Source organism: Microbacterium hanjuni, assembly GCF_043556395.1.
Classification (GTDB): domain Bacteria; phylum Actinomycetota; class Actinomycetes; order Actinomycetales; family Microbacteriaceae; genus Microbacterium.
Window position 1 is genome coordinate 931,260 of the sequence record NZ_JBIGIK010000001.1, and the last position, 12,578, is coordinate 943,837.

14 protein-coding genes are annotated in these 12,578 nt (G+C 69.4%); 7 read left to right on the forward strand and 7 right to left on the reverse strand.

Annotation, left to right across the window (positions count from 1 at the left end; translation table 11 throughout):
• The first annotated feature begins 65 nt into the window (after positions 1-65).
• Positions 66-1,349 (forward strand): exodeoxyribonuclease VII large subunit, encoded by a 1,284-nt coding sequence (gene xseA / locus ACFXP5_RS04745; RefSeq protein WP_394527309.1) that lies wholly within the window; start codon positions 66-68, stop codon positions 1,347-1,349.
• Here xseA and ACFXP5_RS04750 read toward each other — a convergent pair.
• The gene (locus ACFXP5_RS04750; RefSeq protein ID WP_394543723.1) at positions 1,346-2,284 is read right to left on the reverse strand and encodes an Rv0361 family membrane protein; all 939 of its coding nucleotides are present in this window, start codon (positions 2,282-2,284) and stop codon (positions 1,346-1,348) included. The two genes, xseA and ACFXP5_RS04750, sit on opposite strands and share 4 nt — an antisense overlap.
• A gap of 108 nt (positions 2,285-2,392) precedes the next feature.
• On the opposite strand from ACFXP5_RS04750, the gene ACFXP5_RS04755 reads away from it, so the two are divergent.
• Genes ACFXP5_RS04755 through ACFXP5_RS04770 form a run of 4 tightly spaced genes read left to right on the forward strand, consistent with a single transcriptional unit; the run spans position 2,393 to position 5,347 of the window.
• Positions 2,393-2,638, forward strand: a complete 246-nt coding sequence (locus ACFXP5_RS04755; RefSeq protein ID WP_394527312.1) for an exodeoxyribonuclease VII small subunit — start codon at positions 2,393-2,395, stop codon at positions 2,636-2,638.
• Positions 2,638-3,267 carry a DUF4245 family protein gene (locus ACFXP5_RS04760; protein WP_394543724.1) on the forward strand — a complete coding sequence of 210 codons (630 nt, stop codon included), beginning with the start codon at positions 2,638-2,640 and terminating at the stop codon, positions 3,265-3,267. The genes ACFXP5_RS04755 and ACFXP5_RS04760 overlap by 1 nt, the downstream gene beginning before the upstream one ends.
• Before the next feature lie 38 nt (positions 3,268-3,305).
• The gene (locus ACFXP5_RS04765) at positions 3,306-3,908 is read left to right on the forward strand and encodes a carbonic anhydrase (protein WP_394544179.1); all 603 of its coding nucleotides are present in this window, start codon (positions 3,306-3,308) and stop codon (positions 3,906-3,908) included.
• Between the two features lie 44 nt (positions 3,909-3,952).
• A complete protein-coding gene (locus ACFXP5_RS04770; protein ID WP_394543725.1) occupies positions 3,953-5,347 on the forward strand; it encodes a class II fumarate hydratase in 1,395 nt (464 codons plus the stop codon).
• A gap of 39 nt (positions 5,348-5,386) precedes the next feature.
• Here ACFXP5_RS04770 and ACFXP5_RS04775 read toward each other — a convergent pair whose 3' ends face one another.
• The 5 genes from ACFXP5_RS04775 to ACFXP5_RS04795 all read right to left on the reverse strand — a co-directional run bounded on the left by ACFXP5_RS04775 (position 5,387) and on the right by ACFXP5_RS04795 (position 10,991).
• The gene (locus ACFXP5_RS04775) at positions 5,387-6,043 is read right to left on the reverse strand and encodes a response regulator transcription factor (RefSeq protein ID WP_394527317.1); all 657 of its coding nucleotides are present in this window, start codon (positions 6,041-6,043) and stop codon (positions 5,387-5,389) included.
• On the reverse strand, positions 6,040-7,158 hold the full coding sequence (locus ACFXP5_RS04780) for a sensor histidine kinase (protein WP_394543727.1): 1,119 nt from the start codon (positions 7,156-7,158) through the stop codon (positions 6,040-6,042). The genes ACFXP5_RS04775 and ACFXP5_RS04780 overlap by 4 nt, the downstream gene beginning before the upstream one ends.
• A gap of 369 nt (positions 7,159-7,527) precedes the next feature.
• Entirely contained in the window at positions 7,528-8,835 is a 1,308-nt protein-coding gene (locus ACFXP5_RS04785; RefSeq protein ID WP_481825238.1) for a PhoH family protein, read from the reverse strand.
• Between the two features lie 208 nt (positions 8,836-9,043).
• Positions 9,044-10,171 (reverse strand): aminotransferase class V-fold PLP-dependent enzyme, encoded by a 1,128-nt coding sequence (locus ACFXP5_RS04790; protein ID WP_394543728.1) that lies wholly within the window; start codon positions 10,169-10,171, stop codon positions 9,044-9,046.
• A gap of 34 nt (positions 10,172-10,205) precedes the next feature.
• Positions 10,206-10,991, reverse strand: a complete 786-nt coding sequence (locus ACFXP5_RS04795; protein WP_394543729.1) for an isoprenyl transferase — start codon at positions 10,989-10,991, stop codon at positions 10,206-10,208.
• A gap of 116 nt (positions 10,992-11,107) precedes the next feature.
• On the opposite strand from ACFXP5_RS04795, the gene trhA reads away from it, so the two are divergent.
• Positions 11,108-11,800, forward strand: coding sequence for a PAQR family membrane homeostasis protein TrhA (gene trhA, locus ACFXP5_RS04800; protein ID WP_394527580.1), 693 nt, complete (start codon positions 11,108-11,110; stop codon positions 11,798-11,800).
• 6 nt (positions 11,801-11,806) lie between these two features.
• On the opposite strand, the gene ACFXP5_RS04805 is transcribed toward trhA, so the two are convergent.
• Positions 11,807-12,088: a hypothetical protein gene (locus ACFXP5_RS04805; protein WP_394527327.1), complete on the reverse strand. Its 282-nt coding sequence runs from the start codon at positions 12,086-12,088 to the stop codon at positions 11,807-11,809.
• Between the two features lie 66 nt (positions 12,089-12,154).
• Here ACFXP5_RS04805 and ACFXP5_RS04810 point away from each other — a divergent pair, with 66 nt between their 5' ends.
• A complete protein-coding gene (locus ACFXP5_RS04810) occupies positions 12,155-12,547 on the forward strand; it encodes a DUF4307 domain-containing protein (protein WP_394527329.1) in 393 nt (130 codons plus the stop codon).
• Positions 12,548-12,578: the final 31 nt, after the last annotated feature.

Sequence of the window (12,578 nt, forward strand, 5' to 3'; positions counted from 1 at the left end):
GATTCTACGGGGGTGCCCCCTGGACAGCGGCCGATACTTCACCCCCACGAACATCCACGGAGCCCATGACCACGTTCGAGCCCGAGACGGTGCCCGGTCAGGCGCCTCCGCCCGACTCCGTCCCACCGCGGGACTCCTCGGCGCAGGCGCCCACCTCGGTGGCGCGGCTGAACGACACCATCCGGGGTTTCATCGAGAACTGGGGCTCGGTGTGGGTCGAGGGCGAGATCACCTCGTGGAATCAGCGCGGCGGCAACGTCTTCGGACGGATCAAAGACCTCGTCACCGACGCGACGGTATCGGTGCGCATCTGGTCGAGCACGCTGCAGCGCCTCCCCCGCGACCTCAAGGTCGGCGACCACGTCATCGCCTGCGTGAAAGCGGACTATTTCTCCCGCACGGGTGATTTCAGCTTCTCGGTCTCGGCGATGCGTCACGTCGGCCTCGGCGATCAGCTCGAGAAGCTCGAGCAGCTGCGCACCCGGCTGCGCGCCGAGGGCCTTTTCGATGCCGCGCGCAAGAAGCCCCTGCCCTTCCTCCCCCACATGATCGGGTTGATCACGGGCGAGAACTCGGACGCCGAGAAGGACGTGCACCGCAACGCCGAGCTGCGCTGGCCCCACGTCGACATCCGCACGAAGCACGCGGCCGTGCAGGGTGACCGCTGCGTGCCCGAGACGATCGCCGCCCTGAAGGCGCTCGACGCAGACCCGAACATCGACGTCATCGTGATCGCCCGCGGAGGCGGCGACCCGCAGACCCTGCTGGGATTCAGCGACGAGCGTCTGCTGCGCGCGGTGGCGGCGGCATCCACTCCCATCGTCAGCGCGATCGGACACGAGAACGACCACCCGCTGCTCGACGACGTGGCCGACCTTCGCGCCTCCACCCCCACCGACGCCGCGAAACGCGTGGTCCCCGACGTCTCCGAACAGCGCGCACTCGTCGCGCAGTTGCGGGCACGACTGGTCGGACGACTGTCGCAGCGGGTGAAGCACGACGTCGCCCAGCTCGAGCAGTTGCGCTCGCGCCCGGCGCTCCGCGCCCCCGGTTCGGTACTGACCTCCCGCGCTCAGGAGATCTGGATGCTGGTGAGCCGAGGTCGCGACCTCGTCGAGCGTCGCGTCGAGAGCGGTGGTCGGCGCACGATGGAGCTGCGCGCGTCGCTGCGGGCCCTCTCCCCCGTGGCCACCCTCGAGCGCGGGTACGCGATCGCCCACCTCGCGGACGGCGTCATCGTGCGCGACGCCGAACAGGCCCCCGCCGGCACCCGGATGACCATCACGGTCGCGCGGGGCTCGGTGGCCGCACGCTCCGACGGCGAGATCCCCGAGTCCGACGCCGACTAAGAGGTGAACTGCGCGCTCAGCGCACCGTTCGAGGTCCGACCGAGCGTGCCCTGATAGCGGAACTCGATCGGCGCGGTAGCGCCCTCGACGCTGTCTGAACGCGTCTCGAACTGCCACTGCCGCCCGTCGTCCGTCCACACCCGATCGATGATCGAGTATTGCCCTCCCGGCTCGGACCCTGGTGCGACGGTCGCACCCGCGAGCTGCGTGGGGCAGCGTGCGCCCGTGAAGCCGGCGGCGACGCAATCGGCCATTGCCTCCGAGAGCACCGACGCTGCCTCGCCCTGCACGACCGAGAGAGCTCCCTCCGAAACGGCGGGAAGGGAGGCGGGGTCCACGTCGAGACCGATCGCCGAACCGCCGGGAACGCTGTAGATCATCTGTTCCCAGCGATCCAGGACACCGGTGGGGTCGACGATGTCGATGCGGTACGTACCCGGCCACGCCGGCACCGTGACCTTCGCATCCTCCACCGGTATGCGACAGTCCTCCTCGACGACCAGCTCAGCGACGACCGGGGCATCGAAACCGATCGCGATCTCGAAGCTCTCCGGCAGCTCGACGCGCCAGTCGTCCTCTTCGCGGACGAGATCGAAGGTGTCCGACTGCTCGTCGGGCGAGCTGTAGGACACCTCGGCGGTGGCGCGGTCGCCGCGCTCCTCGACGCCGATGACTTCGGGGGCTGCCATCGCCATGTCCGCCCCGTTGGAAACCATCGCGGGACACGCGAAGTCGGACGCCTCCGCGGTGCTCAACTCCAGCGCGTCTGCCAGCCGCCCGTCCGACAGCGCCTCGACGAAGTCCGTGATGGTCGCCTCCGCCCCGCCCCCTTCGGTGCTGGGTGCGGGCTGGGCGGCCGGAGCACAGGAGACGAGGGCGACACCGGCCGTGGCGGCGAGAACGGCGAGAAGAAGGGCGCGCGGGCGTCGGATCACCCGCTCACTCTCACACGCGCGGTGATATTCCACCAAGGTCCTCCCCGTGGCAGACGAGCCCTGCAATGCCGCCGCGGCGGCGTCGGTGCATCGACGTAGGATGGGGGTATGACCGCGTCGCCCCCGGATACCTCCACGGACGTCGCGACCCTCTCGTTCGAGCAGGCCCGCGACGAGCTCGTTCGCGTCGTCGCCGAGCTCGAACAGGGCGCACCGACGCTCGAAGAATCCCTCGCCCTCTGGGAGCGCGGTGAAGCGCTCGCCGCGCGGTGCGAGGAGTGGTTGTTGGGCGCCAAGCGGCGCCTCGACGCCGCCCGCTCCGCCCCGGCGACCGACACCGCCCGGGAGTCCTGATGGCCCGCGTCGTCGCCGAGCTCGGCCGTCCCGAGACCCCGGAAGAGACCGCCACCCGCAAGGCGCAGTTCTCTCAGCGCTACCGCGCCAGCAAGACCTTCACGAACCTCCTCGCCGCCGTCCTCGTCACGGTCGGGGTGATCCTCGTCGTCGTGCTGGGAGTTCCGCGCGGCGAGCCCGCCGAGCGGCCGCCGATCGACGTGTCCGCCGAGGCGAGCGCCCTGGCCACCAGCCTGCAGCGCACGGTGATCGACCCGCCCCTGCCCGACTCGTGGCGCGTCAACGGTGCTCAGCTCGAGGGCAGCACCGACGCGTGGACGATCACCTACGCGCCCGACGATGCGACCGGGTTCCTGCGCGTCGCTCAGGGCTTCGACGCGAGCGAATCGTGGCCCGTCGAGGTGCTGAACGGTGCCGGCAGCAGCGCCACGGTCACGCTCGACGGCATCGTCTGGGACGAATACTCGATCGCGAACCCCGGCGACTCCGGCAACATCTCGTACGCCCTCGGCACCGCAGCGGGCGCTGACCGCATCCTCGTCTACGGGTCATCGTCGTCCGAGGTCATCCAGGGTGCCGCCGATGCGCTGGGCGCCAGCGTGCGTGAGCTGCGCGAGGAAGCCCGGTGAGCGAAGCGCGCTCCACACCGCGTGAGGTGTGGGATGAGATGCGCCGCGGGAACGAGCGGTTCGTCGCGGGGAAGCCGCAGCACCCCCGCCAGGACGTCGAGCGCCGGCACGAGCTCGCCGGGGGCCAGACGCCTCGCGCCGCCCTCTTCGGGTGCGCGGATTCACGGCTCGCCGCCGAGATCATCTTCGACGAAGGACTCGGCGACCTGTTCGTCGTGCGCAACGCCGGCCAGGTCATCTCCGACTCGGTCGTCGGCAGCCTCGAATACGCCGTCGGCGTGCTCGACGTGGCCCTGATCGTGGTGCTCGGTCACGACGCCTGCGGCGCCGTGGGTGCGGCGATCGAGAGCACGGCCGCCGACTCCCCCGATCTGCCGCCGCTCATCTGGCGCCAGATCGCCCCCATCGTGCCGGCCGTGCGCCGCGTCCGCCGCGCGAACGGCGAAGGACCCATCGACCCCGAGCAGGTCGGCCGGGAGCACCTGCGCGACACCGTCGCCGTGCTGCTGCACTCCTCGGAACTCATCAGCGATGCCGTCGCCACCGGCCGCCTGGCGATCGTCGGGGCGAACTACCGGCTCGACGAGGGACTGGTCGTTCCCGACGTCATCGTCGGCGACGCCGGCGACACGCACCCCTGACAGCATTCGAACCACCGCACAATCGGCAACTGGAGGACGACGACGTGACCGACACCGAGTACCGCATCGAACACGACACGATGGGGGAAGTGCGCGTCCCGAAAGACGCGCTCTACGCCGCGCAGACCCAACGCGCGGTCGAGAACTTCCCCATCTCCGGGTCGGGCCTCGAGTCATCGCAGATCGCGGCCCTCGCCCGCATCAAGAAGGCGGCGGCACTCGCGAACAAAGACCTCGGCACCCTCGACGCCGCCATCGCCGACGCGATCGCGGGGGCGGCCGACGATGTCATCACCGGCCGTTACGACGACCAGTTCCCCGTCGACACGTACCAGACCGGCAGCGGCACCTCCTCGAACATGAACATGAACGAGGTGCTCGCCACCCTCGCCACGGCCCGCCTCGGCGCGCCCGTTCATCCCAACGACCACGTCAACGCCTCGCAGTCCTCGAACGACGTCTTCCCGACCTCGGTGCACATCGCCGTGACCCAGGGCCTCATCGACGACCTCATCCCCGCGCTCGACCACCTCGCGGTGGCCCTCGAGGCCAAGGCCGAGGCATGGAAGACGGTCGTCAAGTCGGGCCGCACCCACCTGATGGACGCGACCCCCGTGACCCTCGGTCAGGAGTTCGGCGGCTACGCCCGCCAGATGCGCCTGGGCATCGAGCGGGTGCAATCGGTGATCCCCCGCGTCGGCGAGGTGCCCTTGGGCGGCACCGCGACCGGTACCGGCATCAACACCCCCCTCGGATTCCCGCAGAAGGTCATCGAGCTGCTGGCAGCCGAGACGGAGTTGCCGATCACCGAGGCGAAGGACCACTTCGAAGCGCAGGCGAACCGCGACGGCCTCGTCGAAGCATCCGGAGCTCTCCGCACCATCGCCGTGTCACTGACGAAGATCAACAACGACATCCGCTGGATGGGTTCGGGCCCGAACACCGGTCTCGGCGAACTGCACATCCCCGACCTGCAGCCCGGCTCCTCGATCATGCCCGGCAAGGTCAACCCGGTCGTGCCGGAAGCGACGCTCATGGTCTGCGCCCGCGTCATCGGCAACGACGCGACGGTCGCGTGGGCCGGCGCTTCGGGGTCGTTCGAGCTCAACGTCGCGATCCCCGTGATGGGAACGGCGCTGCTCGAATCGATCCGGCTGCTGTCCAACGCGATGCGCGTGCTGGCCGACAAGACCATCGACGGTCTCGAGGCGAACGTCGAACGCGCCGCCGCTTACGCGGGCATGTCTCCGTCGATCGTCACCCCGCTCAACAAGCTCATCGGCTACGAGGCGGCGGCGAAGATCGCCAAGCACGCGGTCGCGAACGGCGTCACCGTGCGCGAGGCGGTGCTCGAACTCGGCTACGTCGATCGCGGTGAGCTGACCCTCGCGCAGCTCGACGAGAAGCTCGACCTGCTGTCGATGACCCACCCGGGCTGAACCGCGCCGGAGCGTGAAGCGGATGCTTGCGGGGCGGGCTCACTCCCAGCGGTAACCCGCTCCGCGCACCGTCGCGATGCGGTCGTGGCCGAACTTGCCGCGCAGGTATCGCACGTACACGTCGACGACGTTCGAACCGGGGTCGAAATCCATGCCCCAGACGCTGCTCAGCAGCTGCTCGCGGCTCAGCACCTGCCCCGGGTGGCCGAGGAATTGTTCGGCGAGCGCGAATTCGCGCGCGCTGAGATCGACCTCTCGGCCCGAGACGGTGGCACGGCGGGTACGCACGTCGAGCGAGACGTCGAGGTGGGCAAGGCCTGCCGCCGGGGCCGGCACGTTGTCGCGCAGGCGTGAGCGCACGCGGGCCAGCAGCTCGTCGAACTTGAACGGCTTCGCGATGTAATCGCTGGCACCGGCGTCGAGCCCGTCGACGGTGTCTCGGGTGCTCGAGCGGGCGGTGAGCATGATCACGGGCAGCGACGCCCCCTGCCCCCGGAGGTGGCGCAGAACCTCGAAGCCGTCCATCGTGGGCAGCCCGACGTCGAGCAGCACGAGATCCACCTCGCCCGACAGCGCGATGTCGAGCGCGGCTTCACCGTCGTCGGCGACGACGCTCTGGTAGCCGGCGGATTCGAGCCCGCGTGCCACGAAGGCGGAGATGCGGGGCTCGTCCTCCGCGACGAGGATGCGGGTCATCCGGCGGCCTCTCGTTGGATCACGACGTCGCCCGCGCGCACCGGGGCCGGAAGATCGGCGCGGACGGCACCACCACCCCGGGGAAGGCGCAACACGAACGTGGCTCCCCCGCCGGGAGTGTCACCGACCGCGCAGTGACCGTCGTGGCCCTTCGCGATGGCGTCGACGATGGCGAGACCGAGACCGGAACCGCCCACGGTGCGCTTGCCGAGAGCGCGGTCGAAGCGACGGAAGATGCGGTGGCGGGCGGCCGGAGGGATGCCCGGGCCGTGGTCGCGCACCCAGAGGGTCGCGCCCTGGTCGTCCACAGCGCTGCCGATCTCGACCGCCGAACCCGGGGGCGTGTACTTGGCGGCGTTGTCGGCGAGCTGCAGCCACGCCTGCAACAGGCGGTCGTAATCGCCCTCCACCCGACCGCCGCCGCGCGCTTCGACCGTCCAGTCGTGGCCGGGAATCACGGAGACGAGCTCGCCCACACGCGAGGTGAGGGCATCGACGTCGACGACACCCATCTCGAAGCCGCCACCCTCGACGGCGGCGAGCATGTCGATGTCGTCGACCAGTCGCGCGAGCCGGTCCAACTCGCTGATCCCCAGCTCGCGGGTGTTGGCCACGTCCTCCGGGTCGGCGGGGTTCATCAGCTCGAGGTGTCCGCGTACGATCGTGATCGGGGTCTTCAGCTCGTGTCGCACGTCGTCCAGCAGCTGCCGCTGCCCGTCGACCGAGATCTCGAGTCGGTCGAGCATCGAGTTGACCGTGCGCCCGAGGTCGGCGATCTCGTCGTTGCCCTCGCTGGGGATGCGGGTGCCGAGATCGGTGATCGTCACGGATGCTGCAGCGTCGCGCAGCCGGTGGATGGGGGCCAGGAGCCGCCCTGCCGCGAACCAGGCGACGACGCCGGTACCCAGCAGCATGACGAGCCCGGCGACGGCGTAGGTGCCGAAGCCGAGCGTGACGATCTGCAGGCTGGCGTCAGGATCGACGCTCGCGCGAGCGCGATCCAGCTGCACCCAGAAGGTCACCCCGCCCACGAGGACGACTCCGACGATCGCGGCGACGAGGATGGTCCCCAGAATCTGCACGCGTGCCGAGATCACCCTCGGGTTGCCACTCATGCTCTGATTATGACCGTTCTGTGAGGTTCTGGTCAGCGCGCCACGGACAAAAGGAGAGCCCCCGGCGCGGGGGACGCCGGGGGCTGTGGAGTGCCGGAGAGGGGGGGTCTGCGGCTTTTCGCTCGGGTCGTATGACGGCGCCGATGCGTCTCCGTGCGGACCAGAATGGTCCGACTCTTTCCTGGGGGGAATCCGCCGGTGGGCGGAAGCGAGTCGCCTCGCTGGATCCCATTGTGCGGGCAATCCGTGAGAGCAGGAGGAGGCCCGGGTGAGAGTCTTCTCATGTTCAGCTCACACCCTCGCGAGCGCGGAAAAGGGCGGGATGCTGCAGCATCCCGCCCTCCCTCGCATCGGCCCGTGGCCGCGCGATCACGCCAGTTCGCTGGCCTCCAGGAGTTCTGTCACGAGCGCCGCGATGGCCGAACGCTCCGAGCGGGTGAGGGTGACGTGACCGAACAGGCCGTGCCCCTTCAGCGTCTCGATCACCGAGGCGATGCCGTCGTGACGACCCACGCGCAGGTTGTCGCGCTGCTGCACGTCGTGCGTGAGCACGACGCGCGAGTTCTGACCGATGCGGCTGAGCACGGTGAGCAGCACGTTGCGCTCCAGGGACTGCGCCTCATCGACGATCACGAACGCGTCGTGGAGCGACCTGCCTCGGATGTGGGTCAGGGGCAGCACCTCCAGGAGGCCGCGGGCGACCACCTCTTCGATGACGTTCGGGGAGACGACCGATCCGAGCGTGTCGAAGACGGCCTGGCCCCACGGGTTCATCTTCTCCGCAGCATCGCCGGGCAGGTAGCCGAGCTCCTGCCCACCCACGGCGAACAGCGGGCGGAAGACGATGATCTTCCGCTGCTGCTGGCGCTCCAGCACCGCTTCCAGGGCAGCGCACAGGGCGAGCGCCGATTTGCCGGTTCCCGCGCGTCCGCCGAGCGACACGATGCCCACCTCGGAGTCGGTGAGCAGGTCGATCGCGATGCGCTGCTCGGCCGAACGGCCGTGCAGGCCGAACACGTCGCGGTCGCCGCGCACGAGCTTGAAGGAGCCGTCCCCGGTCACTCGACCGAGCGCTGAACCCCGCTCGGAGTGGATGATGAGCCCGGTGTTGATCGGCAGCCCCACCACGTCGTCGCTGGACGCGACTTCGCTCTCGTAGAGGTCGCTCATGTCGTCTCCCGACACGTCGACCGTGGCGATGCCGGTCCACCCCGAGTCGACGGCCTGCTCGGCGAGGTACTCCTCGGCGGCCAGGCCGAGAGAGGAGGCCTTGACCCGCATGGGGAGGTCCTTCGAGACCACGGTGACTTCGTTGCCGTCCTGGGACAGGTGCATGGCGACGGCGAGGATGCGGCTGTCGTTGTCGCCCAGGCGCATGCCCGAGGGCAGCACCGAGGGATCGGTGTTGTTCAGCTCGACGCGGAACGTGCCGCCCGTGCCGACCGGTACCGGGTAGTCGAGGCGACCGTGCTCGATGCGCAGTTCGTCGAGGTGGCGCAGGGCCTGGCGGGCGAAGTACCCGATCTCGGGATCATGGCGCTTGCCTTCCAGTTCGGTGATCACCACGACGGGGATCACGACGGAGTGTTCGGCGAAGCGGAACAGGGCGCGGGGATCACTCAACAGAACGGAGGTGTCGAGCACGTAGGTGCGCAGCACCTGTTCCGTCCCCTGGATCTCCTCGGTGATGTCCTGGCGCTGTTTCTGAGGTGCTCGTACGGTCACAACCCACTCCCGACCCGGGACGGTTTCCCGGTAAATCACGAGTCGACCAGGGGTCACGAGTCGCGATCCAGAAGGCCGACTCGACCAGGCGCCATGCCCGATGCGCTCAAGCTACGACTGCGGGACTGTCGGACGGAAGCGACACGCCCCTTGCGCCACGTTACGAGTGGATGAATTTCGTCGCGGTGAACGCCGCGAGCGCATCGGCCAACTGAGCGAGCGTGTCGGAGCTCGTCCCGGCGTGCACGGCGACGCGCACCATGCCCGATCGGGCAGTGATGGCGAGGCCGTGATTCGCGAGGGCGGCGGCGAGCGGAGCGGCGTCCGCCGCGTCGGGCGCGAGCGCCACGATCCCGGCACGGTGCTGGGGTTCGCGCGGGGTCGCGATGGCGATGCCGTGGTGGTCGGCGAGCGCGATGACCTGGGCGCTCACCTCGGCGATCCGCGACTCGATCTCGCCAACGCCCGCGGCGGAGACCTCGCGCACGGCCGTGGCGAGCCTTCCCGCGGCGAGCGGGTCGGCCTCGCTGACGGTGAACCCGCGGGCCGAGTGCGCCGGTGGGGGCACCTCGTCGAGGGGCAGACCCTCGGCCTCGGTGCCCGCGAATCCGGACAACACGGGGTCGAGACGCTCGAGCGCCCGTTCGCTGAAGGAGGAGAATCCGGTGCCCCGGCCGGCGCGCAGCCATTTGTAGCCGTTTCCGCAGACGACGTCGGCGGAGGCGTAGTCGGCGTCGGCGACACCGAATCCCTGGATGGCGTCGACGATCAGCAGGCGGTCGCCGATCACGTCGCGGAGCGCCTCGAGGTCGGCGCGATAACCCGTGCGGAAGTCGACGAGACTCACCGCCAGCGCGGTCACCTCGTCGGTGAGGGCGCCGCGCACCACCTCGGGGGTGACGTACCCGGCGGGCGGGGTCATCCACGACACCGAAGCACCGCCGACGGCTGCCGAGCGGGCGGCGGCCACCGTCAGGCTGGGGAATTCCGCACCCGACACCAGCAGCGAGCCACGGAGGCCGTAGATCGCCTGCATCAGGCCGTGCGAGGTCGACGGCTGCAGCACCACCTGGTCTGCGCGCGATCCGAGTGCGTCGGCGATCGCAGACCGCGCGTCGGAGATGTGGTCGACGACGAGGTCGATGCTCGAGGGGCGGCCGGTGCCGAGCAGTTCGGCGTCCGCCTGTCCCTCGGCGCGCACCGCGGGCGAGAGGGGGCCGAATGAGGCCCAATTGAGGTAGCCGGTCTCATCCGCGAAGGAGTCGAGGTAGGCGGGGAAATCGGTCACAACCGACCATTCTCGCATCCTGGCGTGGGCGCGCTCAGCTGCCGTAGCGGCGGTCGCGCTTGGCGAAGTCGCGGATCGCCCGCAGGAAGTCCACCTCGCGCAGATCGGGCCCGAGCGCCTCGACGAAGTAGAACTCGCTGTGCGCGCTCTGCCACAGCAGGAAGTCGCTCAAGCGCTGCTCGCCCGACGTTCGGATCACCAGGTCGGGGTCGGGCAGCCCGCCCGTGTACAGGTGCTCCCCGATCTGCTCGGGAGTGAGGCTGGCGGCCAACTCCTCGAGCGAGCCGCCCTCGCTGTCGTGCTGAGCGATGATCGAGCGCACAGCATCCACGATCTCGCTGCGCCCGCCGTACCCCACGGCGAGGTTGACGTGCAGGCCGGTGTGCAGGCGCGTGCGCTCCTGGGCCTCGGCGAGCACGCGGGCGAGTTCGCCCGGCAGGTTGTCGGAGCGCCCGACGTGCTGAACCCGCCAGTTCGGTTCCCGCGAGATCTCGTCGGCGAGCTCGGCGATGATGTCGATGAGATCGGCCAGCTCCACCGAGTCGCGCTTGCGCAGATTGTCATTGGACAGCAGGTACAACGACACGACCCCGATACCGAGGTCGTCGCACCACCCCAGGAACTCCCGCATCTTCGCCGCACCCGCGCGATGACCGTGGGCGGCGGAGTCGTACCCCAGCTGCCGCGCCCATCGGCGGTTGCCGTCAATCATCATCGCGACGTGATGCGGAACGGCCTCGCGTGCGAGGGTCCGGCGCAGACGGTTGATGTAGAGACGGTAGAGCGGCCCTCTGCCCTCGTTCGCCCCGACGTCCGTCACGTCACTACGCTACCCCCGGCTGCCGATGCGCGCGGATGCCTCGAGTACTCCGCGGGGCATGTGGGCGGTCGTAGGCTCGTGGAGTGACAGATCACACCACGGACGACGGCGTGGAGATGCCCGAGCTTCCCCTCATCGATGCCGCCGCCGCGGGCGCGAACAGCGAGCTGAAGCCGACGTGGCGCGGCTGGATCCACGCCGCCACGCTGCCCGTCGCGATCGTGGCCGGGATCGTCTTGATCGCCCTCGCTCAGGGGGCTCCCGCCAAGTGGGCCTCTGCCGTGTTCCTGGCGACGTCGATCCTGTTGTTCGGCAACTCCGCGCTGTACCACCGTTTCGACTGGAAGCCGAAGACCAAGGCCGTCCTCAAGCGGATCGATCACGCCAACATCCTGCTGCTGATCGCAGGAACCTATACCCCGCTCTCCGTGCTCGCGCTCCCGACTGACAAGGCGATCATCCTGCTGTCGATCGTGTGGGGCGGGGCGATTCTCGGAATCATCTTCCGCGTGTTCTGGATCGACGCGCCGCGATGGCTGTACGTCGCCCTCTACCTCGCACTGGGGTGGGCGGCGGTGATGTACATGGGCGACCTGTTCGCCGCGAACTTCGCGATGATGGTGCTGGTCATCGTGGGGGGACTGCTCTACTCCGCGGGCGCCGTCGTGTACGCCCTGAAGCGACCGAACCCGTGGCCCGGGCACTTCGGCTTCCACGAGATCTTCCACGCGTGCACTGCGCTGGCGTTCCTCTGCCACTGGACGGCGAGCCTGCTGATCGCCATGCACCCCGCGTTCCACGGGGGCTGAGCCCACTCAGCGTCGCGCGGGGTCGTCCTCCGGGTCGATGTCCTGGTCGTCGACGTCGGACATCTCGACCGCCGCTTTCGCCTGGGCCTCCGCAGCATCCAGGTCTTCATTCACCTCGGCGCGGTAGCGTCCTCGCCGGATTCGACGGAGCATGTCCCACACCAGCAGGAAGACGGCGAGCGCGACGAACGCGATCGCCGCGAAGCCCCAGGGGCCCGGCGTGACGAGCTCGGGCGGGGGTGAGGTCGGTTCGGGACTGGCGACTGCCAGCAAGATCGCCGCGTACATTCGACATCCCCGTTCCGCGCGAGCGCATAGCCTGGAGTTCCACCCTAGATCCGCCCCGAGGACACGATGACACAGCAGATGCTCGACGAGCGATACGGACGCACGCGTTCGACGCGGCGACGCCTCCTGGGGTGGGTCATCGTCGGCGTGGTCGCTGCGGCGCTGATCGGATACGTCGGTTGGGGCGTGATCGCCCGATCGGTCGATGAGGTGAGCGTCGACGGCACGGGCTACGACATCCCCGACGCGCACCGCGTGTCGGTGTCGTTCCAGATCACCTCTCCGCAGGGCCGCGCGGTCGCGTGCGCCCTCGAGGCACAGGACGAGCAGCACGGAATCGTCGGTTGGCGGATCGTGCAGTTCCCCGCTTCCGACGACCACGCGCGCGCCTTCGTCGAGGAGATCCCGACCGTCGCACTGGCCACCACGGGTTTGGTGAACAGCTGCTGGGTCACGTAAACTTCCGGCAACGTTCGATCGACGCCCCGGC

Bases quoted from the DNA above. Each gene is read 5' to 3' on its own strand.
- ACFXP5_RS04810 (WP_394527329.1), top strand. From the start codon at position 12,155: ATGACACAGCAGATGCTCGACGAGCGATACGGACGCACGCGTTCGACG.
- ACFXP5_RS04780 (WP_394543727.1), bottom strand. From the start codon at position 7,158: ATGAGTGGCAACCCGAGGGTGATCTCGGCACGCGTGCAGATTCTGGGG.
- ACFXP5_RS04775 (WP_394527317.1), bottom strand. From the start codon at position 6,043: ATGACCCGCATCCTCGTCGCGGAGGACGAGCCCCGCATCTCCGCCTTC.
- ACFXP5_RS04805 (WP_394527327.1), bottom strand. From the start codon at position 12,088: ATGTACGCGGCGATCTTGCTGGCAGTCGCCAGTCCCGAACCGACCTCA.
- ACFXP5_RS04755 (WP_394527312.1), top strand. From the start codon at position 2,393: ATGACCGCGTCGCCCCCGGATACCTCCACGGACGTCGCGACCCTCTCG.
- ACFXP5_RS04760 (WP_394543724.1), top strand. From the start codon at position 2,638: ATGGCCCGCGTCGTCGCCGAGCTCGGCCGTCCCGAGACCCCGGAAGAG.
- ACFXP5_RS04765 (WP_394544179.1), top strand. From the start codon at position 3,306: ATGCGCCGCGGGAACGAGCGGTTCGTCGCGGGGAAGCCGCAGCACCCC.
- trhA (WP_394527580.1), top strand. From the start codon at position 11,108: ATGCCCGAGCTTCCCCTCATCGATGCCGCCGCCGCGGGCGCGAACAGC.
- xseA (WP_394527309.1), top strand. From the start codon at position 66: ATGACCACGTTCGAGCCCGAGACGGTGCCCGGTCAGGCGCCTCCGCCC.